At 51.9% G+C, this 21591-nt stretch carries 22 protein-coding genes; 7 read left to right on the top strand and 15 right to left on the bottom strand.

Annotated elements, in window-relative coordinates; genetic code table 11:
• Positions 1 to 185: 185 nt before the first annotated feature.
• Positions 186 to 992, bottom strand: coding sequence for a tyrosine-type recombinase/integrase (locus tag ACESYO_RS15245; RefSeq protein WP_373210673.1), 807 nt, complete (start codon positions 990 to 992; stop codon positions 186 to 188).
• Positions 993 to 1674: 682 nt separating this feature from the next.
• On the opposite strand from ACESYO_RS15245, the gene ACESYO_RS15240 reads away from it, so the two are divergent.
• The 4 genes from ACESYO_RS15240 (at position 1675) to ACESYO_RS15225 (ending at position 3972) form a co-directional block, all read left to right on the top strand.
• Entirely contained in the window at positions 1675 to 2022 is a 348-nt protein-coding gene (locus ACESYO_RS15240) for a helix-turn-helix domain-containing protein (protein ID WP_162613411.1), read from the top strand.
• Between the two features lie 137 nt (positions 2023 to 2159).
• Positions 2160 to 2723 (top strand): RNA polymerase sigma factor, encoded by a 564-nt coding sequence (locus tag ACESYO_RS15235; protein ID WP_373210672.1) that lies wholly within the window; start codon positions 2160 to 2162, stop codon positions 2721 to 2723.
• 1 nt (position 2724) lies between these two features.
• Positions 2725 to 3450 carry a DUF4367 domain-containing protein gene (locus tag ACESYO_RS15230; RefSeq protein WP_373210670.1) on the top strand — a complete coding sequence of 242 codons (726 nt, stop codon included), beginning with the start codon at positions 2725 to 2727 and terminating at the stop codon, positions 3448 to 3450.
• A gap of 81 nt (positions 3451 to 3531) precedes the next feature.
• Positions 3532 to 3972: a hypothetical protein gene (locus tag ACESYO_RS15225; protein ID WP_373210668.1), complete on the top strand. Its 441-nt coding sequence runs from the start codon at positions 3532 to 3534 to the stop codon at positions 3970 to 3972.
• Between the two features lie 41 nt (positions 3973 to 4013).
• Here ACESYO_RS15225 and ACESYO_RS15220 read toward each other — a convergent pair whose 3' ends face one another.
• The 7 genes from ACESYO_RS15220 to ACESYO_RS15190 form a co-directional block, all read right to left on the bottom strand.
• Positions 4014 to 4502, bottom strand: a complete 489-nt coding sequence (locus tag ACESYO_RS15220; protein ID WP_373210666.1) for an IS1096 element passenger TnpR family protein — start codon at positions 4500 to 4502, stop codon at positions 4014 to 4016.
• Positions 4502 to 5104, bottom strand: a complete 603-nt coding sequence (locus tag ACESYO_RS15215; RefSeq protein ID WP_373210664.1) for a DUF6933 domain-containing protein — start codon at positions 5102 to 5104, stop codon at positions 4502 to 4504. The genes ACESYO_RS15220 and ACESYO_RS15215 overlap by 1 nt, the downstream gene beginning before the upstream one ends.
• Positions 5105 to 5751: 647 nt before the next feature.
• The gene (locus tag ACESYO_RS15210) at positions 5752 to 6048 is read right to left on the bottom strand and encodes a hypothetical protein (protein WP_058966270.1); all 297 of its coding nucleotides are present in this window, start codon (positions 6046 to 6048) and stop codon (positions 5752 to 5754) included.
• Positions 6049 to 6980: 932 nt separating this feature from the next.
• Entirely contained in the window at positions 6981 to 7541 is a 561-nt protein-coding gene (locus tag ACESYO_RS15205) for a flavin reductase family protein (RefSeq protein WP_373210662.1), read from the bottom strand.
• A 123-nt stretch (positions 7542 to 7664) separates the two neighbouring features.
• Entirely contained in the window at positions 7665 to 8303 is a 639-nt protein-coding gene (locus ACESYO_RS15200) for a DUF1847 domain-containing protein (RefSeq protein ID WP_373210661.1), read from the bottom strand.
• A 361-nt stretch (positions 8304 to 8664) separates the two neighbouring features.
• Positions 8665 to 8961 carry a hypothetical protein gene (locus ACESYO_RS15195; RefSeq protein ID WP_373210659.1) on the bottom strand — a complete coding sequence of 99 codons (297 nt, stop codon included), beginning with the start codon at positions 8959 to 8961 and terminating at the stop codon, positions 8665 to 8667.
• Positions 8962 to 9092: 131 nt separating this feature from the next.
• Positions 9093 to 10031 (bottom strand): DUF7916 family protein, encoded by a 939-nt coding sequence (locus ACESYO_RS15190; protein WP_283128083.1) that lies wholly within the window; start codon positions 10029 to 10031, stop codon positions 9093 to 9095.
• Between the two features lie 337 nt (positions 10032 to 10368).
• Here ACESYO_RS15190 and ACESYO_RS15185 point away from each other — a divergent pair, with 337 nt between their 5' ends.
• Complete coding sequence (locus ACESYO_RS15185) at positions 10369 to 10881, top strand: TetR/AcrR family transcriptional regulator (protein ID WP_058966278.1); 513 nt, start codon at positions 10369 to 10371, stop codon at positions 10879 to 10881.
• A gap of 210 nt (positions 10882 to 11091) precedes the next feature.
• A complete protein-coding gene (locus ACESYO_RS15180) occupies positions 11092 to 11571 on the top strand; it encodes a TspO/MBR family protein (protein ID WP_373210658.1) in 480 nt (159 codons plus the stop codon).
• A 60-nt stretch (positions 11572 to 11631) separates the two neighbouring features.
• On the opposite strand, the gene ACESYO_RS15175 is transcribed toward ACESYO_RS15180, so the two are convergent.
• The 7 genes from ACESYO_RS15175 to ACESYO_RS15145 form a co-directional block, all read right to left on the bottom strand.
• Positions 11632 to 13161 (bottom strand): DUF4127 family protein, encoded by a 1530-nt coding sequence (locus ACESYO_RS15175; protein ID WP_058966282.1) that lies wholly within the window; start codon positions 13159 to 13161, stop codon positions 11632 to 11634.
• Positions 13155 to 15269: a GNAT family N-acetyltransferase gene (locus tag ACESYO_RS15170; protein ID WP_373210656.1), complete on the bottom strand. Its 2115-nt coding sequence runs from the start codon at positions 15267 to 15269 to the stop codon at positions 13155 to 13157. Before ACESYO_RS15170 ends, ACESYO_RS15175 begins: the two co-directional genes overlap by 7 nt.
• 15 nt (positions 15270 to 15284) lie before the next feature.
• Positions 15285 to 16115 (bottom strand): carbohydrate ABC transporter permease, encoded by an 831-nt coding sequence (locus ACESYO_RS15165; RefSeq protein WP_058966286.1) that lies wholly within the window; start codon positions 16113 to 16115, stop codon positions 15285 to 15287.
• Positions 16112 to 16993: a carbohydrate ABC transporter permease gene (locus ACESYO_RS15160; protein WP_058966288.1), complete on the bottom strand. Its 882-nt coding sequence runs from the start codon at positions 16991 to 16993 to the stop codon at positions 16112 to 16114. Before ACESYO_RS15160 ends, ACESYO_RS15165 begins: the two co-directional genes overlap by 4 nt.
• Positions 16994 to 17237: 244 nt before the next feature.
• Positions 17238 to 17912, bottom strand: a complete 675-nt coding sequence (locus ACESYO_RS15155; RefSeq protein WP_373210654.1) for an extracellular solute-binding protein — start codon at positions 17910 to 17912, stop codon at positions 17238 to 17240.
• On the bottom strand, positions 17912 to 18244 hold the full coding sequence (locus ACESYO_RS15150) for a hypothetical protein (RefSeq protein ID WP_373210653.1): 333 nt from the start codon (positions 18242 to 18244) through the stop codon (positions 17912 to 17914). The genes ACESYO_RS15155 and ACESYO_RS15150 overlap by 1 nt, the downstream gene beginning before the upstream one ends.
• A 91-nt stretch (positions 18245 to 18335) precedes the next feature.
• On the bottom strand, positions 18336 to 20180 hold the full coding sequence (locus ACESYO_RS15145) for a beta-N-acetylhexosaminidase (protein WP_373210651.1): 1845 nt from the start codon (positions 20178 to 20180) through the stop codon (positions 18336 to 18338).
• Between the two features lie 464 nt (positions 20181 to 20644).
• On the opposite strand from ACESYO_RS15145, the gene ACESYO_RS15140 reads away from it, so the two are divergent.
• Entirely contained in the window at positions 20645 to 21478 is an 834-nt protein-coding gene (locus ACESYO_RS15140) for a MurR/RpiR family transcriptional regulator (RefSeq protein ID WP_373211315.1), read from the top strand.
• Positions 21479 to 21591: the final 113 nt, after the last annotated feature.

Here is a 21591-nt window from a genome sequence, read left to right as displayed (position 1 = left end):
CATCAAGACGCTGCCGCTGCCGCCGCCCCGCTGCCGTTCAGTACCGCACCAACTGCCGCCGGCCAGCGCCGTATGCATTTGTCCGAATTTCTATCCCAAAAGACAAAACATACTGCTTCTTCTGTCATATAAAAAAAGCCCGCCACATTTTGGGAGTGAAATGTGGCGGGCTTTTTCCTTCGTTTTTATTCGTTTTCCCCGCTGGTTCTTGTATAAATACGAGTTGTGTTAATGCTGCTGTGCCCCAGCAGGCTGGCCAGATGTTCCAGATCCTGCTGACACTGGTAGAAACAGCGAGCAAACAGATGCCTCAGATTATGCGGAAAGACCTTTCGGGCAGAGACCTGCGCCTTTCTGCACAGAGCCTTCATCATCGCCCAGATATTACTGCGATTCACCGGTTTGCCTGAACGGGTTACAAAGATGCTTCCATGTGCAATTCCCCGTTCTCTGCAGTAGTGCAGGAGTTTTTCACACAGCCGCCGGGGCAGCAGGATGGTACGATATTTCCCCTTATTACAGATATCCGCCCGCCCCCTTTGCACCGCTTTCACCGTGATGAACCGCAGTTCGCTTACACGAATCCCGGTGGAGCAAATGGTTTCCAGCAGATGAAACAAGCGCAGATCTCCTTTCCGGCGAGCTGCGTGCAGGAGCCGGTAATATTCCTGCCGGGTCAGTTCCCGGCGCGGTTCTGAATAATCCCTTCGCTGTACCCGAACCGGACGCACCCGGCACTCCTGCCAGCCCATAAAATCGAAAAAGCCGTTTAGCGCTGCCAGTGCTACATTCACACTGGCCGGCGAATACCGCTCCATCAGCCATTGCTTGTAGCATACCGTTATTTCCTTTGTTACTGCTCTTCCTCCCACCCATTGCGCAAACGTGTAAAGCTGCTGCTGGTATCGACCAATCGTTTCTTTGGCCCGTTCTTTTTCAAACAGCTCTTTGGAAAAGCCAATGACAGCCATTTCCTCTATGATATGTTCCATGAAATGGTATCACCTCCGCTTTCACTATAGCATACGGTGTTACCGACAATGATATTTTTGCGGATCGACTATATTATCGAGCTATGCAATTGATCATTTCAAGAAATTACCGAAAATTCGCTCCATTACTCTCCCTCGTATCCGTTGGTCGCTGTTCCGTACCAGGAAAGTCGTTGTCCACATTCTTTACAAAAATTGCAGTATTCGAACTCAATTGCCTGTCTGCACCGGGGACATCGATATCGTTCCATCCTTATGGAGTACTCCCGAACAGTCATCGGTATTCGATATTGGATGCACTCACAGAACACTTTTGCTTCGAACATCGTTATCTGGTAATGCATCCTTCGCATTGCAAGAAAACTCACAATTTTCTTATGTATATTCCTATATCTGTGAATTTTCTGTCCTGTCTCCATGATAAATGTTGCTGCCACGCCTTATTCAAAACATTCCTAGTTATAGTTATGTTCTCATAACTCTCCTATACTTTTTCTATGTGTGACAAGTCAGAAATCTTGACATTTCTTTTGTTCATAAATCAAAAACTATCTTTTTCCGAACCAAGTCAGCTAATTTTTATACATCCATGTATCATCACCATTAGTGCTACTTACATATCTTACTGATGCATTCTGCATTTCAACAAAAGCTGTTACCCTTAAATAAAAGGGGGATGGTTATGGATTCATTAAAAACTGTAGATTATACACTCATCGCCAAAAGGCTCAAAGAAATGCGTTTACAACGCCATCTGCGGCAGAAAGATGTTGCAGAAATCATGAAGATGACGGAGAACTATATCAGCCGGTTGGAGTCAGGAACAGTTCCCATTCTTCTGGAAAACCTATATTCATTTGCCTCCATTTATCACTGCTCTGTTATCGATTTCCTTCGCCCGGAAGTGGAAAACCCTGACGATTATCTTCTTGCTGCAATTAATCAGTTAGCTGAACAAGCGACTTCCAAACAGCGAGAACAGATTTTCAAGATCATGCAGGTGCTTTTAGACGATAATACAACCCACTAAGTAAGGCTACTCTCTTCGTCTGCTGAACCATCCATAATAGATTCTGTCATCGCCAGCCTTTCACGACTTTCGCTTTGTCAGTATATTGCTTTGCTTCTGCAGACAAGATGGAAAATCCCTACACAGGAGGCGTACATGTGAGACAATATATTACCGATGCTGTTCTCCTGCTTGATGACATTTGCCAACAGGATTACAAAGTCTTTTACAACAAGGCCTTTCAAATGACTCACGATCCGGAAGAATCCCGAGACATCGTACAGGCTGCCTTTGAAAACACCTTGAAAATCATCCAGAAAGGGAAAACCATTCTCTCTACACGGGAGGACATTTCCCGCTACTTAATGCGCATTACCATCAATCTGGGAAAAACCTATTACAAAAAGAAATATCACCCGAATTTTCAGGTAGACAGCGTCGAGGACATGGAGCAGACCTTTGATGCTATGGCGCGCGAGAATTCACTTTTTGATTTTGATGACAAATATCGTGTGGTCGATTTGTGGGATTTGATTGAAAAAAGTTCCGCTAGACTTCCTAAGCGCTCTAAGGAATACTTTATGTGGCGTCTCTATTATGGACTGGACGACAACGAGATTGCGGTAATCATGGGAGTCAAGCGTGCCAGTTTGTGTGTGTTGAAAAACCGCACTTTAAACCATCTGCGAAATGAAATGAAAAAATGCCTGGGGGGTGACTGATGTGGCCACAAAGGAAGAACTTCTAGAAAAGCTGGACAAGATTGACGATGAGGAACTGGCACACATGCTGGCTCTGGTCGCCTATCGAGAAAGCCAGGAGGAGCTGGAGCAGTTGATTCAGTCGGAAGAGTATGCTCCGCCCGATGAGATCCAAATGCGGACCTTCCAGGAAAAATTTCATAAAGACAGTCAGCGAGCGTTGCATCGATCCAAAAATCGGGTAATTCGATGGGCGTGTGGGATCGCGGCAGCTGCCGTATTTGCTTTTGCTGTACCGATTTCGGCAGATAATGTCACTATTTTTGAACTGGTCGCACAGGTATTTACGGATTACAGCAAGATATCAGAACCCGAGGGTTATACGTTTTCTAAACCAGATGACTGGAATTGTGATTATTACCCCACTTGGATACCAAATTCTTTTGATTATATAGGAATTAGTACCCGTGACGCATCACAATGTCTCCACTTTGAATCGTCGACAGGGTTTATTACATTTGTATATACAACTGGTTGGACATCCGACTATGCAACTGCCGAAGAATCAGTAATGTTAAACATGAGTACGATCACATTGCACGGACAAACAATTCCAGTTTACATAAGTGAAGATGGTTCTACCAAAACCATATATATTCGCATGAAAAGTGGAACCATTATCATCGACGGAAAAATCACAAATCAACAACTCGACAAAATCGCTCAAAGTATTACAAATTTGCAATAGAATGTTATGTTTTTTTCTTTTTAAGACTTATAAACTATCAGAAAGCCTTTTTTCAAACTGATAATTATTGGAGGTATCAACATGTTGAAAAGAATCACTTTTCGCGGACTTAGCTTTCTGATTATTTGTATTTTGCTGTTTAGCAGTATCTCTTCCACCGCTTTCGCTTCAGATGATTGGCAAAGCAACTTTAAATTACCCAAATGGACATACATTACCTATGTAGGTGGTGGAGTATTGCAAGAGACGGATTCCTCGGGAAGACATAAGGTTGGTGGTGACGTAATTTTGCGCCATTATGACAACATTGCCGAACTAGAAGCTACCGTCCAACGCTATAACAATGGATGGCATAATACTAGTTATAAATGGTCTGACAGAGATAATGCTGGTGCTGGAGTTGCAGAATATATTTACTTGAATACAGGAACGTATCGAATGAGACTTGTTATTAAAGTATACTCTCCCTTTGGAGTACTTTTGGAAGAGACCACTTTGTATACAGACGAAACTATAATTTAACGTTGATTTGACTTTTTATTCGCGTGATTGGTAAATGAGTATTAGTAGTAAATGATTACAATTTTCCAAGAGCCATATTGACTCGTTAACAGATCAGGCTCCTTTTCATTACTCCCCCCTTTGGGGAGGCGATCGATTCTCCCATGGTAGGATTCTTTCATCACCTTGCATAGCTCAGAAAAGCTATCCGAACTACACACATCCTCAAGCGGAGCCGTACCGGATGCCAGAATACATCTCGCTGGACTGTTTTGCGTATTTTCCTTCCATGCTGAAACGGTAATTTGATGAATCCAATAATTGCCCGGATCATATACGTATCGGATAATTCGGTTTTGTTCAAACACTTCGCCAACGGAAAGATACCGCTCCATTGGGGCTTCGGCTGATTGTTCCCAGTCATCTTCGGACACCAGAAAACTGTATTCCGGAAAATCAATATCCAGAGAGAGCCCATCTTCTGTTTCAAAAACATGAAGGTGGGCATCTTTCCATAAAAACAGAGTTTGAATCACCCAATGCAGCTGCATCAAAGAGTAAGGCTTGGAATCCGCATTCGTCTGAAACAGGATGTGCCTACCAATTTTATATCCAGTATGGCCATCTTTCTGGAGATCACCGATTGCCCCGGATAGTGTTCAACGAAACTTTCCCGAAGCTTTTCCCGTGGATCTACATATTCCCCGTCGATTTTGACCAGACCCTCATTCAACGCCTGCACCAGATGGGATTGAAATTGCCTCACAGGGATGAATACTTCCGAAAAGAAGGAAACCTGCTCGCAAAAGTAGTTGAGGTGTGCAACTGTATCGCGGTGCCGTGGGGTAGTATAGGAGATACGTCCACATTTCTGCAGATAGCGTTCAATGATCGCAGTGCTGATTCCATGTGCTTCCAGCATATCGCAAATCCCGGTTTGAATGATGCGGTCTATCTCCCGAATATGCCTGGAAGTCATGCCATACAGCACAAACCCACATCGGGATTCATCATGCAGCACAACAATCGTCCTTCTTCGATTTACAATCATAATTGAAGCACTCCAGGTGTAAAACGGATCCACATCCTGATCTGCCTGAATAATGTCTTTTTTCAAAAACTCTTGCAATTTTTTTGTACATCCGATCTGCATTTTCCTTTTTCACCTACTTTTTGTGTAATTATTCCTTTATCATAGCAAATCCAATTCCTGTAAACCACGAATTCACAGATAAAAAGCAACCTTTTCCATTACTTTTTCTTCTTGCTCCGTTTTCAGTTTTGACCACAATGAAGGTCTATGAGGATACAGCGCAGAAGCAGGATCGTATATGGTATGGCTATCAGCCGCAACAGTTCTTCACGGATGTGTCGGCCAGATGGATGTGTCACCATTTTAAACTTCGGACATATTGGGTTGAAAAGGAATCGACCGGTAAATCTGGTACACACGGCCTGTAATTTGGTACACATCGGGGGGCTGAAACGGGCTGCAAATTCTTACCAATCCGGGATATTTCCGCTGTTCGTTTTCTGCAAACTATAGCAAACAGCACATCCCCCTCTGTCAAAAGTAGTGGGAAATGTGAATTGGACCGGCAAAAGCATTGACGGAATGATCGTGGTCACCAATGCTGATCGGGCATTGGAAGAATGCCTTATTTTCGACGGCCGGAGTCTAGATTGATTGTAATTGATTGTATATGATCGTAATTTCACGTCGCCAACTGGCATGAAAAAAGCATCCTGGGTGTTCTCCCAGGATGCTTTCTCATTTTTTATCCCTGTCTGATTTACACATCATCGCAGGCAGCGTATGCTCCCTCTACAGATGCAGCAATCTTTGATCGGTCTTCGAGCGCCTTTGCCCGTCTCGATCATTTTCGTGACCTCACGAAAATGATCCGATACCTCTACCCCACTGGTTTCACAGGACTCCATCGCCCGGGCAATTGCTTTGTCAAAGTTTTCCCAACGGCCATATCCAAGCAGTAACATCAGTTCACGTGCATACCAGAACTCAACACGAGCAGTTTCATCGCTATGAATAACGAGATCAAACTGTTCTTTAATTTGAGCAATTCTTTTTTTGTCCATTATTTTCCCTCCATATTATCAGGTCAAAATTTCAGAATATCGTCTACACCAGTGTTAAGAACTTTACAGTTTTTTCTATACTGTTCAATGAAACGTAGTGTTTTTTTCAGTCTGGTAATAATATTTGCACTAAATCCACCTTTCCCATCAGCTTAGCGTTAGTCATTCCAATCAATCATAAGGCGGAATAGTTTCTTATAGCTTACTGCCAGTATTCACCTCTCTCAACTTAAGTATAATTAAATCACGAAAGTATGAATAATTCAACGCATTTAAAAGAATGTCTTGGCGATTTATTCGCTATGAAAAGAACCTATGTTATTGTTAAGTACACGCCATTCGATGTTGAATTAGTTATCAATCATTTAACTCATGTCACATTTTTTGGCATGGTTACGAATGCTGCTCATAACTCTTATCCACATCAGTTGATCCACTTCTATGTATCTCCTGTCACACCTTTGATGGAGTGATTTCTTCGATAATAACTTCCCGACAGTTTTATTCTCACTCATTCAAATTAACCAGATATATTCACAGCGTACTGTCAAGGCACAGGCTATCGAAGCAAATAAGATTATACTTTCGAATACTTTCTGTGCACCTTTTCCAATGACCAATATGCCTATTTTCCTTTGGCAAGCGAATATTGAGAATATGCTAGTCACCACAAGGAATATAGTTCAGTTCTCGCATCACATGTTTCTCTGATCATATGTTCAAAATAGTGTTGATGACGAAAAAAGACGATACATGGTTGCAAAAACCATGTATCGCCAATATCTTCTTATTACAACTCCCCTATATCAGTAATGCTTTCATACTGCCTTATTGGAAGCTATCTCACAGCGTTTTCTTTATTTCCACCGAATCTTAATGCCAGAAGCGCGCTTTTCCGGGCCAATGGAACGCCGGAAAAGCGATTCATGGAGTTATTTCAGCTTTGCGCCATCCTGAAAAGCGTGACCCACAGCCTGCCCCAGCGTGCGGTAAACATTGTGGATGGGATCAAAGGTGATGGGCTGGAGCTTGTCCGGGTCGATTTTCCCGTCTGCATCCAGAATCGATTCGTCCGCGCTCACGTTGACGATCTCGCCCACCAGACGGCAGCTTTCCGGGTCGTAGCTCACCAGACGGCACTCCACCGCCATGGGCAGCTCTTCCACAAGGGGTGCATCCACAAACTCCGACCGGATCAGATGCCAGCCGGTCTTTTCCAGCTTGTCGGGCACCCGCTTGCCGGATTCAATGCCCACATAATCGCAGGCCACCACCTGCTCTGCCGTGGCCATGCTGACGGTAAATGCCTTGCGGGCCAGAATGTTTGCGGTGGTTTTGTGGCTGGCGCTGATGCACATGGTCAGCTCCTTGTCATCGCTGATGCCGCCCCAGGCTGCATTCATGGCATCCGGGATGCCGTTCTCGTCATAAGTGGCCAGAATGAAAACCGGCTGCGGATAGGTCCAGGGTTTGGCTCCAAAATTCTTGCGCATTCAGATACCTCCTTATCGTATGCAGTGCTTCTGCTTTCATCATAACGTGACGGACATCTTTTTGCAATACGGGGGATCTTCCCTGCTTCTGCCCGCAGGGTTCAACGGGCAAACGCAGGCAGGTCAGTCCGGATTTTCCGGGTAGAATTTCTTTTTGTAATATCCCTTTGCGCAGTAGATGGCCGCCAGCGGATTGTGGCCGGTCACCCGGTCCTTGACGGCCAGAACGGTAACGGGCGCTTCGGAATATTTGAAGAACAGGGTATCATGCCCCACACAAAGCCCCAGCAGGATATTGAATTCGGTTTTGGCTTCGTTCAGAGCCATGGCCTGCGCCACGGGATTGCACATGACCTCCCGATCCGCATGGCCGGAGGGGGTGTTTTCATCCTCAACGCCAATGTGCGCCTTGGGCACAGCGCCGTTCTTGCAGATTACGGAAACCACCTCGAATCCGTGATATTCCAGAATCTGTGCAACCTCCCGGCCTTCCCGATGGAGCCCCCGGCAAAAGGCGAAGCCGATCTTTTTATAGTTGCAGCGTTTCAGCAGATTGATGATCTCCACCATGCGGGTATCGTTGCAATAGCCTTCCGCTTCCACACAGGCGGACTGATAGGCAATGCGGTGGATTTCTTCCTTTTCATACTCCTTGAGGGCTTTGCTCTGCAGCTCGCTGTTTTTACTGGGGCAATCGGGCAGGGTTTTCTGCAGATCCTGCTGGGCGCACCCAACAAGGCCGCACTTGGCGCAATTGTACATGACAAATTCTCCTTTCCGGATCGGGTGGATCTGTTGAGCGATTCAGTTGTTTAATATCTAAACCATATATCTGTATTGTATCCTTTGGTCGGCGGTTTGTCAAACGGGGCAATCCATAAAAACAGCGGCCGTGCTCCCTTCTGGCTCCCCTTGCTTTCAAAGGAAACCGGTACAGCGCCACCCCCTTACAAAAGCGTACCGGCAAGCCGTTTTCGGAAGCGTCTGTTTTCGCATTTGGGATACAAACAGTCCCTCTTCCGCCGGGCACATTTCACAGGCTGGATGGGCAGATTTCTTTAAGAATTCCGGTACGGATTCCGCAGCCGGACGCGGTATGGAAAATCACACAAAATCCCTTTTCTCACAAGGCTTTTTCAGATTCCCGGACAAAAAGCCGGTGGGCATTTGTGAGAGAGAACGCCGCAAAAACAGGGGGTATTTGTGAGAAACTCGCCAGACCGTTGCAGCCTGGATCCGGCGGCCCGGCAGATTGTAAAACCGATGGGTAATTGTGCAGTGTTTGCGTATATTGCTGCTTTTTGAAAAACGGCAGCGGAACCGTTTCAAATTGGTGGGTGCTTGTGGCATGTTCCGTCCTTTCGATTTGCGCTGTTTCACGGGATGAATGCACACGGAAATTCCGATTCAGAATCAGCATAAGCGGAAAAGGGAAAGAACACGGAACCCATGGATCCGTTCCCAACCCGCAAAAAGCCCGCCCGGGTTCCATCAGAATCCGGGCGGGCTTTTCTTACCTGAAAATATACAGTTCTATTGAATCATGGTTTCTCAGTCCCTGGGGCGACGGGCCAGCGACGCTGCCATGCGGCGGTAGGTGTGGCGGATGCCACGGATGGCCACGCTGTATGCCATGATGTTTTCCGGCAGAGCCATGCCCACATAGCCGGAATCACCGATGTGATGGATATCAGTTCCGGTCATTTTGCAGGCCAGCGCAATCTGGCGGATGGTGGCGGTATCCGCCCCTTCCTGCGAAGTGCCGATGGCCGTAATGGTCAGGCAGCCCAGACTGTGGGCATAGCTGACCAGCCCGCGCACATACTCGGTGGTAATGCCGGGCACGGTGCCGGGGGCAGGCAGCAGAATAATATCCGCACCTGCAGCGGCAAAGGCGGCCACATCCTCTTTGGTGATGATGTTCTCGCCGCCCTCGCCCACAACACCGGAGGCGTGCATCTTGCCCGCTGCCAGCACGATTCCCTCGCCCACCTGAGCGCGGATGCTTTCCAGCGAGTGCACAATGGCCTCATTGCTCACCCCGTTGCCCGGGTTTCCGGTGAGCACAATCAGATCCACGCCCATTTCCATGGCACGCTGGGCGTTTTCCGCTGTGGCATAGCGGCCCCGGCTCATGGCCCAGATGGTTTCCTCGTTCTGAGCGCAGACAGCCGGATCCACCGGCTCCAGATTGATGCCGATCATCCGCCCGGTGAGTTCCTTCACCCGGCGCACCACGTCCTCGGGGCAGGTCTCGGGCAGGCCCACAATGCGGGGCTCCCACACGTCGAACATATTCAAAAGCAGCAGATCCGCGCCCATGGAGGCGGCAAACTCCGCGTTGGTCACATCGCTGAGCAGCGGCGGGGTGATGCCAATGGTCTCGGCGGCAAGCACCCGGCCCTCGCTGCCGGCCACCGCCTGCAGCAGTTCTTTCGCTGACAGCGAAGCCAGTTCTGCCGGAAGCAGATCCAGTACTCGTTTTGTCATGATGATACGCTCCATTCCTCCGCCATTTTCCGGCGGCTGATGATTTACCGGGAAATCCGCCCGGTTCGGTTGCTTTAAGTATGCCCCATGGGTTCGCAGCTGTCAACCGGTCTGCGCCGGGGCCTGCGACAAGACACAGTGTTTTCCTTTTTCTTACATTCTTTTTGCACACCGGGTCGCTTTTTGAAGTTTCTGCGGCATTTTTTCCATTCATATCCAACACTTTAACAAGATAAACAACTTTTCAACACTTGACGTAACAGTTGTTACGTTATAGAATAGACAGGCAGGGCAGACCGCCGGGTTTGCCCCCATTCTTTGATTCTGGAGGCCCGTTATGCCCAATACCCGCAACAGCGAACTCTGCCAGCAAACCAAGGACTCCATCGCCAATGCGGCAGTGGACCTGCTTCTGGCCGAACCCGAAGCAGAGCTCTCGGTCACCCGGCTGTGCCGTCAGGCCGGCGTATCCCGCAATGCCTTTTATCGAAATTTCGATGCCGTTGAAGAGGTGGTTGGATATTACCTGCGCTCCCGCTGGATCCGCTATGCTTCCTCGCTGCCGGATCGGCGGGATCTGCTGGAATCGCCGGGGCGGTATCTGATCATCTATATTTACGGCCAGCGCCCTCTGCTGCGCAGTTTACGGGAAAAGCAGATGCTGGGTGTGTTGGAAAAGATGTTTCTGGAGGTTCTTGGCCCGGACGAGGGCACTCCGCCCAGCCTGCGTTACCACCGCAACGGAATGGCCTTTCTGATTTACGGTCTGGTACGCACCATGATTGAAAACGACTTCACCGAAACCCCGGAAGAGGTTTTTCTTCTGATGGACTCGGTTTCCGGCAAATAATTTCCTCGGTCCATTTCCAGAGGGCGGCTCTTTTTTCGAGCCGCCCTCTTTTCGTTTGCACCGTTGTGTGCACAACCGCTCTTCCGGAGCAAAAGGTTTATGATAACAATAAGCCCCCGGGAGCTGATTCGCCCCGGGGAAGTTTCCCGCATATACTATGGATACCGGCGCTATGCGTGCGGTCATCCTGTACCGAAAGGCGGTATTTTTATGAAACAGCGGCTCTCCCGTATTCTTCCCTTCACACTCTTTCCAGCCATTGCGCTGGGAACCGGATGGCTTTCCAGTACGCTTACCCGATACGGGCTGGAAAATGTTTACCCCAATCTGCTCAAGTCTCCCCTCACCCCTCCCGGCTATGTATTTCCCATCGCCTGGACTATCCTTTACCTGCTGATGGGCATTGGTATGGCAATGGTCTGGAACAAAAGTCCACAGGATCGGGTTCCCACCCTGCGGCTTTGGGGCTTTCAGCTGGTGCTGAATTTCTTCTGGAGCATTCTGTTTTTCGGCTGGAACAATCCATTGGGTGCACTGCTCTGCCTGGTTGTGCTGTTCCTGGCAGTCCTTCTCATGACTCTGCGGTTTTACTCCGTAAGCCCCGCGGCTTCCTGGCTTCAGCTGCCCTATCTGCTGTGGCTGCTCTTCGCCGGTTATCTGAACGGCGCGGTATGGCTTCTGAACCGCTGACCGAACAGAAAAATCCCCCTCTGATTTCATCCATCAGAGGGGGATTTTTCTTGGTTTGCCTTACGCTTCCCACGCAAGCAGCTGAGGCCGGATGGATGCATCCAACCCAATCTCAAACATGCGGCGCCAGGGCATCCAGACCTGATGCAATTCCACACGCGGGGCAATGGAGGAAAGCTCCTCGCGGGTGAAGCGCTCCAGCTCCTGACGGACTTTGGCGCTCACCACGCCGTCCTGCTCGCGCACGTCAAAGTAATTCATGCCATACTGGCTCAGGATGCGGGTAATGCGGGCACGAACCATGCCGCAGTAACCGGCATCCTCAATATAGCGTTCCACCAGGAAATTCTGGTGGGACTGGGTAATGCCGAAATGATAGGCATCCACGCCTTCGGCAATGGCCGTACCCAGCGTATTGGCCGAGGTATTCCAGCCGGCATAGCCTGCCACCTTGTCCAGCAGATGGGCCCGGTTCAGCATCCGGATAAGCAGCATCTCGCCGCCGTTGCCATAGGCGTTATCGGCAATGGTAACAATGCGGCCTTCCCGCACCCGCTCTTCCACAAAATCCACCAGCTCCGGGAGGCTTCGTTCCACACAGTAGCCCCGCGCCTGAGAAGGCTGCTGCACTGCTTCTTCGATGCGCTCTGCCGGGGCGGTAACCGCCAGAATAATATCGGCGTTTTCGTAAGAATCCGTAATCTGGCACCCGGCAGACAAAAGCTGATTGCGAATGGTGGTATCCAGCGAACAGCCCTCGTAGATGGGGAGCACGGATTTGGCACCCTCTGCGGCATATTTCACATACACCTTGGGTTTGCGGCCTGCCATGTGGTTCAGCATGCGGGCCAGTAAAGTCAGGCCCACTTCATCCGCACCGGGATACATGAGCACATCCCGCATCAGACCCTTTCGGGCGATTCTGTCCCGAACCGACTGCTGATCCATTGCCGCGTAACCATAGGCGGCGGAATCGTCCTGCGGGATGACCAGTGCATCCAGCACGCCCTGTTCCACCAGCTCCAGCGCCCGGTAATTCTGCTGCAGATTGCAGGATCTGCGATCCACATAATCCTTCAGCTTATCCTGATCGATCTCTTCCAGCATCACCTTCAGCTCCTGGTCGCCGCAAAGGCCCAGACGGCTGCGGTGCAGCACCTCACCGGCCCGGTGAATCTGTTCGCCGTACTGCTCGTAATAATCCGGTTCCTCGTCGTCGCTGGAATAGTCCGGGCAGCGCATGACCACCTGAAAGCCATAGATCAGAAGGCGGGGATTTTCCTGCTTCAACCGGCGAATGATATCCATTCGCGGCTCCAGCTCCTCCGGTGTTTTGTGGTGGATACGGGAGGGAACCAGGCCGCCATAAAGCAGCGTATCCAGCGAAAGCACCAGCCCGTCCGCATCGCGGCAGGCGTTCAGCAGGAATTGGTCCACCTTCTCCAGGTCGGCAGGCTGCTTTTTATCGCCCAGTGTTTCGGGCACCACCAGCTCCACCCCGTCATGCTGGAACAAATGCTGTGGAAACAAGCGGTTACAAGGCCGTTCATCCAGCGGCAGCAATACCAGCTTCAGCTTTCTGTTCAACATGTTTTCATTCCTCCTCGGTATGTGCGCTCCGGCAAAAATCCGAACTTGCCGTAATACTCCTTCAGGATTGTCCAGTCAATGCACACTGTATGCGCACCCAGTGCACGCAGCTGCAGCAGAGAACGCTGCAAAAGCAACTCGCCCAGCCGGCGGCCGCGCACTCCGGCCGCGATGCCGATGGGGCCAAGACCGGACCGTCCCCCCGGCTGCACAGCAATTTTGCAGAAGCCACATACCGCACCACCGCGCGGCTGCAGCACCATAAGTTCCGACGGATTCCCGCCTGAACCCAGAAAATCTTTTATCTCTTCCAGCCATCGGCCCGGGAATTCCGCCTGCAAAAAGTCCAGCAGCTGCTGTTCCTGGCCGTGCATCAGCGGTTCCACCGAATAGGGCTCGAAACCGGTCGAATCAAAGGAATCGATCAGGGGATCGTCCGTCACATCGGCTTCCAGATCATAGTGTTCATCCACACACATCTGATAGCCCCGCTTAACGAAAAAGGCAAGTTTTTCCGGCGAAGGCTCCGGCACGCCGGAAAAGAGATTGCACACGTCCTGCCCCAGGAAAATCCGTTCGATCCCACGGTTTCTCATGGTCTGCTCAGCCGCCTTCAGCAGGCAGCTGCCCCAGCCACGGTTCTGAATCTCCGGATCCACCAGAAGCATGCTCACACAGCCCGCACCGCCATAGGGGGGATCCCCCGGTGCAAACTGCTTGGAAACCACTGCCCCCAGCAGACGGCCATCGCCTGTTTTCAGGCAGAGCGTTCCTTCTGGCAGCAGGGCCGGATCCCGAACTGCAACCTGCTCCAGGCGGGCCTTTCCCCAATCGTATTGGGCGGGCAGTGTGCGCTGCAGCAGCCGGTGCAGCGCCGGCAGTTCCTCCTCTGTCAGGGGGCACAGCGCCGCAGACCGCTGTGCATGGGGCCACCAGCCATCCTGTTCCAGATAGCTCAGGTCAAACAGCATGCACCGCCCGGTTTGTGCAAAGCACATCCGGATCGCCTGCTCAATCCGCCGAGGCTGAGGCCGATACTGATCCAGAAACAGGCTGGCCGTAACCGGCGCATCTTCCAGGATCACCTGCTTCGCAAGCCGGGCCGCTCCTTCCACACTGTACCAGAAGGCGGGCCTGTGCGCCGCCTCCTGCTCCGTAATTTCCGGATAATAGCAGCCGGAGAGCAGATTGTCCACCAGATGGGCGTACCCTGCATGCTGGTATTTCTCTGTGCTGGCAAGGCCGTATTCCTCCGGCACATGGCGCACAGACGCCCAGTTCGCACCTACCTGGTCATACAGCGGATACCAGGAACCGGTATAGTCCAGCAGCACCCGGCCCGGGAACCGATGTACAAGAGCGCTCATCCGTTCCATAAAATCATGGATGCACTCGGCACGGCTGGTACGGAACGCGTCAAACAGGGGGCCGGGAACGGCCCTGCCCTCCTCGATCCGGTAGACCGATTCGGGCCACCCTTCCGTATCGCCTGCAAGCCGCTGCACCGCTGCGCGGGTGCGGGGGCCAAAGTCTGAACAAAGGCCCACATACCGTACCCGATCCAGCACCAGCCCCGCCACCGGATACCGTTCCAGAAGCTCATCGGCCAGATCCAGCAGGTACTGCTGAACCTCCGGATGCATGGGATCCAGAAAGAGCTCACCGAAATCGTCAATGGAGCTCACCGTCTGCAACCCCTGCGCATCCATCACCGGGCGGATACAGGGCGCACCCTGTGCATCCAGCCCATAAACCTGTGCCTGCCATTCCGGATGCAGGAGCGCGGGCATCCCGGGCTGCGGGTGATTCCGGTTTCCGCCCACGAAAACATCCAGCGCGGCAAACAGGGCCAGGCCCTCTTCCCGGCAGATTTCCACACATTGTTTCAAATAGTCCACACCGGGCGCAAAGGCCGGGTCATACTGGCTGTAATGGGGAGCCAGCTTGCTGGGATACAGTGCAAATCCGCTGGTATCCCGCACACTGAGCAGAACCGCATCCATTCCCGCCTGAGCGCAGCGCCGCATGGCTGCCCGGAATTGATGCGCATCCGCAATGGTCGCCTTATTTGCCTGGATCTCGATCCAGACGGAATATACAGGAAGCATCCTTTCCTCCCCCGATCAGCCCTTCACCGCGCCGCTGACCGCTTCGATGTAGTTTTTCTGGCACAGGATGAACACAACAATGACCGGAATCACCGAGATGATCGCTCCTGCGGCAATGTAACCGAACTTGTAGTTGAACGAGCCGTTCAGATACTGCAGCGCGGCCGCCAGCGGATATTTCGCAGGATCCTGCAGCACAATGATGGGCCACAGGAATTCGTTCCAGCGGCTGATGAAGTCGAAGATGATCACGGTGGATACTGTGGGCATGATGCCGGGCAGCATGATCTGCCACCAGATCCGCAGTTCTCCCGCACCATCGATGCGGGCCGCCTCGATCAGGTCCTTGGGAACGCCCATATAACCCTGCCGCAGCAGAATAATGCTGAACACCTTAACCGAACCCACAAGCACAACGCCCGCCAGCGTGTTAAGCAGGTGCATGGCGGAGATGGTGAGATAGTTGATGATCATACCTGCCGCGGCGGGAATGATCATGGAGGCCAGCAGCACACCCAGGATGAAGTTTTTGCCCTTAAAACGCATGCAGGCCAGCGGATAGGCGCACAGTGCCGAAAGGATCACGTCCATGGCGATGCTGGCCACCGTGATGATGATGGTGTTCAGCAAATATCGGGGCACCGAAAGAAACTCCCACACGCCGATATAGTTTTCCAGCGTGGGATTCTGGGGAATCAGGCTGATGTCATAGATATTCTGGCCGGAACGGAACGAGGCGGCCAGCAGCCAGATAAAGGGGCCGGCACACACAATGGCGATGAGAACCAGCATCACATAGGTGAGTACCGTATTGATTGCCTTGCGGCGTTTTTTTGCCTGAATCATGCCAGACCACCCTCCTCTCCTTTTCTGCCATAGAGGAATACCACAATACTGATCACACCGGTGATCAGGGCCTGCACGAAGCCGATGGTGGCCGCATAGCCGAATTCAAAGCTGTTGAAGGCTTTATAATAGGAGTAGTAGGCAATGACCATGGTGGCGGTATCCGGCCCGCCCTGGGTCAGCACAAACACCGCGTCAAACACGCCTACTGCCGAAATGACAGAGTTAAGGCTGCAGAACCAGATATACGGCTTCAGCATGGGCAGCTTGATGTGCCAGAAGGCTTTGGCCGGCGTTGCGCCGTCCACATAGGCTGCCTCCACGATTTCCTGCGGGATGGACTGGAGCCCCGCCAGGTACATCATCATGTAATAACCAAGGCCCTGCCATACCGTGATGAACATAATGCACAGCATGGCGGTTCTGCTGTCGGTCAAAAAGCCGAGGGAGCTGGAGATAAGCCCCCATTTTTTCAAAAGAGAGTTGATCAGTCCGCTGGGGTCAAACAGGAAGCCCCACATGATGGAAATCGCCACCATGGAGGTGACCACCGGGATGTAGTACAGCGTGCGGAACACCGTAATGCCCCGCAATTTGCGGTTTACCAGCACCGCAAGCATGATGGACAGAATCTGGATTACGGGAACCACCACCACAAACAGGATGGTGTTCACAATGGCCGCCTGGAAGTTGCGGTCATGAAATGCGGTGACAAAGTTTTTCAGTCCCACAAATTTGGTGGTGCCAAGCACCGAGTAATCAAAGAACATCAAGGGCAGACTGCCCAGGATGGGCGCGAATACAAACACGACCAGCAAAATCAGTGCCGGCGCCATGAACAGGTACGCCAGCAGCGTTTGCCGGGTCTGCAAACGCATGGGCCGCCGCTTTTTACCGGAAACGGCTGCAGTTGATGTAGGCATTTTCATTATAGCTTTTTCCCCCTTGTTCCGCAAACCGAAAAGCCCGTTGGGCCCTTCCGACGGGCTTTTTTCACCCTTCAAAGGATCTGCTGAGATGATGGGGCGGCCAGCCCCTTTTAAAAGGGCCGCCAGGGGCCCGGCACTACCCATGAGCTCCCTGGCGGCATTCATTGTATTTTTCGATCTTTGGCCGAATGGTTTAGCCGGCGGACTGCGCCAGAATATCATTCACGGCCTTTTCGCCGTTGTCCAGTGCGGTCTGCGTATCGGTACCGTTCTGGATCACGGCCTCCTGGATCTGGTTCACAGCATCCTGGATCTCGCTCTGACCTGCAGTGCCCAGAGAGTAGTCCTTGGAGGTCTCGCTCACTTCCACGGACATGATGCGGGCCTGACCTTCCAGAGTCTCACTGTCAGACAGGAAGTATTCGTCCTGGCTGGCCTTGATGGTGGAGGGGAAGATCGCGGTCTGCTTGCAGAACTCCAGCTGGCATTCGTCGCCGGTGATGTAGGCGGCAAACTTGATGGCCTCTTCATGGTGCTTGCTGGCCTCAGGCACAACCAGGTTCATCAACGCATTGCGGGAGAAGCCTTCACTGCCGGTGAGCGGGGCTGCCACACCGATGTTCTCGTACACATCGGGTGCCTCATCCTTGATACGGCTCAGGGAAGAACCGGAGGAGCTTACGATGGCCAGCTGGCCGGTCTCAAACAGTTTCAGCTCGGTATCCCAGTCGCCCCACTTGCTGTTCTTGGGCAGGATGTCCTGATCGGTGAGCTCCTTGAAGCTGTTCAGCAGATCCACGGTATCCTGGGTGTTGAACGCTGCAGCGGTGTTGTCCTCGTTCAGAATGGAAACGCCCTCTTCGAACATCAGGTTGAAGAACTCCGGCGGATTGTACAGGTAACCAGCTTCTGCTGGATGGAATCATAGGGCAGGTCCACCCAGTTGATGGTAACATTCGGGTTTTCCTGCTCGTATTTGTCGATCAGGCCGTTCAAAAAGTCGGTAAACGTGGGCTGCAGAGCAATGGTCCAGAACTCCAGCGTAACCGGTTCCGCTTCAGATCCGGACGCTGTGGAACCGGATGCCGCCCCGGACGCTGCCGTGCTGGTTTCCTGTCCGCCGCCGCAGCCGGTCAAAGCCGTGGCTGCAAGTGCTGCCGCGCACAAGCCGGCTGCCGCTCGTTTCCAAAACTTTTTCATTTGTGTGTCCTCCTTTGTTGCTGTTGATATCCTTAAACGCTTCCGTTCGATAATGCCTGTACCTTTTTTATCCGTCGCGGAACCGCCTAATTCATAAAACTGCCGGGGTCGCATTCACGGCCCACAGATTGTAGTTCAGTGTTTCAATGCTGCTGTTGTCGAAATATGCGAAGGGCAGCCGCTCCCCTTCCAGCTCTTCAATCCGCTCGGTCGCACCGTTCAGATAATCGCGCAGCCGTTTTTCCGTTTGCTGAACGCGTCGGCGCAGCCCTCCCAGACGAATATCCTGTACCTCAAAGCCAAAGGCTTTGTTTTCCGCCATCCACTGCTCTTCCAGTGCATCTGCGAAGGTGTCCAGCCGTTCCAGCAGTTGCGGGATTTCATATTCCGTGATCTGGCGCAGCTGCTCACGATCCCCGCTGTCGTATGCCCGTTTGATGTTCCGCCCAAGGGCTGCCTTCTTTTCCAGCAGCATGCTCAGTGTTTTCTGGGTGCGGAACAGTCCGGCATATTCCCCGGCGATGGATTCCACCCGCGCCAGCTCCCGGGCCGCTTGTGCATAGAAGGCTTCCACGTCCTCCGGAACCAGTGAATCATAGGTGCCCAGCAGCGGGTCATTATATAAAAGGAATTTGCTTGCATTGCCATGCACTGCCGGATCCGGGGAGAACATGCTGGGGCGATCCAGCTCCAGAAAGTCCGAAAAGCGGACTCCAGTCAGAATTTCAAATCCTTCCCGCTCGCCCGGCTGGCCCCAGGCCAGCGCAGCATCGGCATAAAGCACCGGAAGGATGGAAAACATACTTGCCTCCGCTCCGTTATCGCCCCAGGCCGTGATTACCACCGATTCCACCTGCTCCTTAATGCAGGCATTCAGGGCATCCCGACCGGCTTCGATGCTGAACGCGTTGCTGGGGGTAAATCCGCTCCATTTCCAGGCTCCGCCGGCGAAGGCAACCCTGCCGGCCATCTGCCTGTGTTTTTGCAGCATGGTTTCGTAGCGGGCCTGCCCCACATGGAAGTAGTCCCAGAACGCCAGCTCCACCTGGGGTGGAATCTCCGGCTGACATTGCGCGCTGGCGCCTTCGGCAGCTTTGTCGTAACTGCCATAGGCCAGGTTGAAGAACATATCGCTCCACATCTGAGCCTTCAAGCCGTATTTTTCGCAGAGCCCCAGCACCCTTGTCAGATGCTCCTGAAGGATCTCAATCCGGGGACGGTATCCGTTCTGATCCAGATACTTTCCCGCACCCACCAGCGCCGCTTCATCCATGCCGATGTTCACCTTACGGGTTGTAAAGCAGTCGGATACGGTTTTTAAAAGCCGATCCAGCAGATGATAGGTTCTTTCATCCCCTGCCAGAAGAATGTCGCCGGTGTCGTTGATGGCATCGTATCGCTGGTAGCGCATGATCTGGTTCAGGTGAGCCAGCGTTTGCAGATACGGCCGAAGCTCCACGCCCAAGCTTGCCGCATACCGATCCAGTTCCTGCAGCTCCTTCTTGGTCATGGCTCCCCGCTGGTAGCCGAAATACGGTTCCCCGTCCAGCTGAATGGTATCCTCCATATACAGGCCCACAAAGCTGTAACCCATCAGGGCGCTCAGGCGAATCAGGCGGCGGATGGCCTCCGGCTTCATCACCGCATTGCGGGACAGGTCTGCCATCACGCCGAATTCCTGAAATGCACAGTGCCGCTGCAGCGTGAAGCAGTCCTCCGTGTGGCTGCAGGCATCCAGAACTCCGCGGGCCAGATCCGTAAGGGTATGGTAGCCGATGTGGATTCTGTCCCCTTCCGCCTTTATGGAATATCCCGGTTGACTTTGCTCTTTCGCATACACCTGCCGGTGCCTTTCCCCGCGCTCCACCAGCGGCAAAAGCTCGTTCAGAGCCCGGGCCGCCCGTGCACAGGTATCCGGATGAATGCTCCAGCTCATAATGGCAAGACTTCCTTTCCGCAGGGTTTTGCGCCGTGTATCTTGCGTCCCCTCTTTGCCCCAATTATACCCACCGCACCAATGGGATTCAATAGATTTCACCGATTCTGAAAGAAGTTACACGCCTTTGAAAGTAGTTTCTGTTTTCGGGTGCTTTCGCAAAACCAGGAATTCATCCGGCACCATCATTTCGACCATCAACCCCCTCTATCTATTCCAGTTTTACGTCAATATGCACACTTTTTCTTTGAGTTCTGTGCATTTTATTATTTTCAAAGCAATAATTTGCTTGTATTTTCGGCTCTGTCATTTGTATTTTTTGTCGATTTTCGCGCATTGTTTTTTCTGTCTTTCGGTTTTATAATTAAGTCCATGTTTTGAATGTTTTCTCACAGGCGCCCCCGCCGTTCCCCCGCACAAAGGAAGTGACCCCCATGCAATATCGCAGAACTATTCAGCAAATCATGGACTCTTACAATCAGATGACCCAGGTGGAGCGCACTGTGGCCGATTTCTTTCTGAACAACACAAAGCCTGTGGATCTGGCGTCCAAAAACCTGGCCAAGCTGTTGTATGTATCGGAAGCAACGCTCTCCCGTTTCGCCAAAAAATGCGGCTATAAGGGTTACCGGGAATTCAGCTATGAATATGAACGGGAGCTGAGCGGCGCGGAAAGTGAGCGCCAGCCCGGCGAAGCAAACTCCCAGGTGGAAGGGCTCTATGGCCTTTTAATGGAGAACAGTTTTTCTTCCATCGACAATACCCAGATGCGCCGCATTGCCGCCATGATGGACGAAAGCCGCCGGATTTTCATCTTTGGCATCGGTCATTCCGGGCTTGCCGCCCAGGACTTTCAGCTGCGGTTCATGCGCCTGGGACTCTGGATTCAGGCCGTGAGCGATTCCCAGCTGATTCAGATCACAGCAGCGCTGGTGGTGCCCGGCGATCTGGTGATTGCCTTCACCATGAGCGGCAGAACCTCGGAAATTACAGGCGGCATCCGCATGGCCAAAGCGCGGGGGGCGCGAACCGTCCTGTTTACCGGCGGCCCTGCACCGGATAAATCCGACAATATGCCCGACGAAATTGTCCACCTGATTTCCCTTCGGGAGATGGGGGGCGGACTGCGCATTTCCCCTCAGGTGCCGCTGCTGATGCTGATCGACACCCTTTATGTGACCTGTCTTTCCCGAAACACCTACAAAAAGGCGGAAATCAGCCGCCATGCGGATTCCATGGTGGCCCGGGAAAAGCCCCAGCCCAGCCTTTGGGACCCTGGGGAAGAAAAGGAAATCTGACAAAACAAAAGTCCCCTGCTCAAGATGAGCAGGGGACTTCAGCCTGTAGAAAAACCTGCTTTGGCAATCAGGCCAGAGCAGGTTTTCTGTTTGAAAACAAGAAGACAGGTGGA

The organism is Allofournierella massiliensis (assembly GCF_964241245.1).
GTDB classification, from domain to species: Bacteria; Bacillota; Clostridia; order Oscillospirales; family Ruminococcaceae; genus Allofournierella; species Allofournierella massiliensis.
This window is presented reverse-complemented; position numbering and strand designations above follow the sequence as displayed.

Excerpts from the sequence above, each read along its gene's own strand:
- ACESYO_RS15245 (WP_373210673.1), bottom strand. The coding sequence starts at position 992 with ATGGAACATATCATAGAGGAAATGGCTGTCATTGGCTTTTCCAAAGAG.
- ACESYO_RS15240 (WP_162613411.1), top strand. The coding sequence starts at position 1,675 with ATGGATTCATTAAAAACTGTAGATTATACACTCATCGCCAAAAGGCTC.
- ACESYO_RS15225 (WP_373210668.1), top strand. The coding sequence starts at position 3,532 with ATGTTGAAAAGAATCACTTTTCGCGGACTTAGCTTTCTGATTATTTGT.
- ACESYO_RS15220 (WP_373210666.1), bottom strand. The coding sequence starts at position 4,502 with ATGCAGCTGCATTGGGTGATTCAAACTCTGTTTTTATGGAAAGATGCC.
- ACESYO_RS15215 (WP_373210664.1), bottom strand. The coding sequence starts at position 5,104 with ATGCAGATCGGATGTACAAAAAAATTGCAAGAGTTTTTGAAAAAAGAC.
- ACESYO_RS15210 (WP_058966270.1), bottom strand. The coding sequence starts at position 6,048 with ATGGACAAAAAAAGAATTGCTCAAATTAAAGAACAGTTTGATCTCGTT.
- ACESYO_RS15205 (WP_373210662.1), bottom strand. The coding sequence starts at position 7,541 with ATGCGCAAGAATTTTGGAGCCAAACCCTGGACCTATCCGCAGCCGGTT.
- ACESYO_RS15200 (WP_373210661.1), bottom strand. The coding sequence starts at position 8,303 with ATGTACAATTGCGCCAAGTGCGGCCTTGTTGGGTGCGCCCAGCAGGAT.
- ACESYO_RS15195 (WP_373210659.1), bottom strand. The coding sequence starts at position 8,961 with ATGCTGATTCTGAATCGGAATTTCCGTGTGCATTCATCCCGTGAAACA.
- ACESYO_RS15190 (WP_283128083.1), bottom strand. The coding sequence starts at position 10,031 with ATGACAAAACGAGTACTGGATCTGCTTCCGGCAGAACTGGCTTCGCTG.
- ACESYO_RS15185 (WP_058966278.1), top strand. The coding sequence starts at position 10,369 with ATGCCCAATACCCGCAACAGCGAACTCTGCCAGCAAACCAAGGACTCC.
- ACESYO_RS15180 (WP_373210658.1), top strand. The coding sequence starts at position 11,092 with ATGAAACAGCGGCTCTCCCGTATTCTTCCCTTCACACTCTTTCCAGCC.
- ACESYO_RS15175 (WP_058966282.1), bottom strand. The coding sequence starts at position 13,161 with ATGTTGAACAGAAAGCTGAAGCTGGTATTGCTGCCGCTGGATGAACGG.
- ACESYO_RS15170 (WP_373210656.1), bottom strand. The coding sequence starts at position 15,269 with ATGCTTCCTGTATATTCCGTCTGGATCGAGATCCAGGCAAATAAGGCG.
- ACESYO_RS15165 (WP_058966286.1), bottom strand. The coding sequence starts at position 16,115 with ATGATTCAGGCAAAAAAACGCCGCAAGGCAATCAATACGGTACTCACC.
- ACESYO_RS15160 (WP_058966288.1), bottom strand. The coding sequence starts at position 16,993 with ATGCGTTTGCAGACCCGGCAAACGCTGCTGGCGTACCTGTTCATGGCG.
- ACESYO_RS15155 (WP_373210654.1), bottom strand. The coding sequence starts at position 17,912 with ATGTTCGAAGAGGGCGTTTCCATTCTGAACGAGGACAACACCGCTGCA.
- ACESYO_RS15150 (WP_373210653.1), bottom strand. The coding sequence starts at position 18,244 with ATGAAAAAGTTTTGGAAACGAGCGGCAGCCGGCTTGTGCGCGGCAGCA.
- ACESYO_RS15145 (WP_373210651.1), bottom strand. The coding sequence starts at position 20,180 with ATGAGCTGGAGCATTCATCCGGATACCTGTGCACGGGCGGCCCGGGCT.
- ACESYO_RS15140 (WP_373211315.1), top strand. The coding sequence starts at position 20,645 with ATGGACTCTTACAATCAGATGACCCAGGTGGAGCGCACTGTGGCCGAT.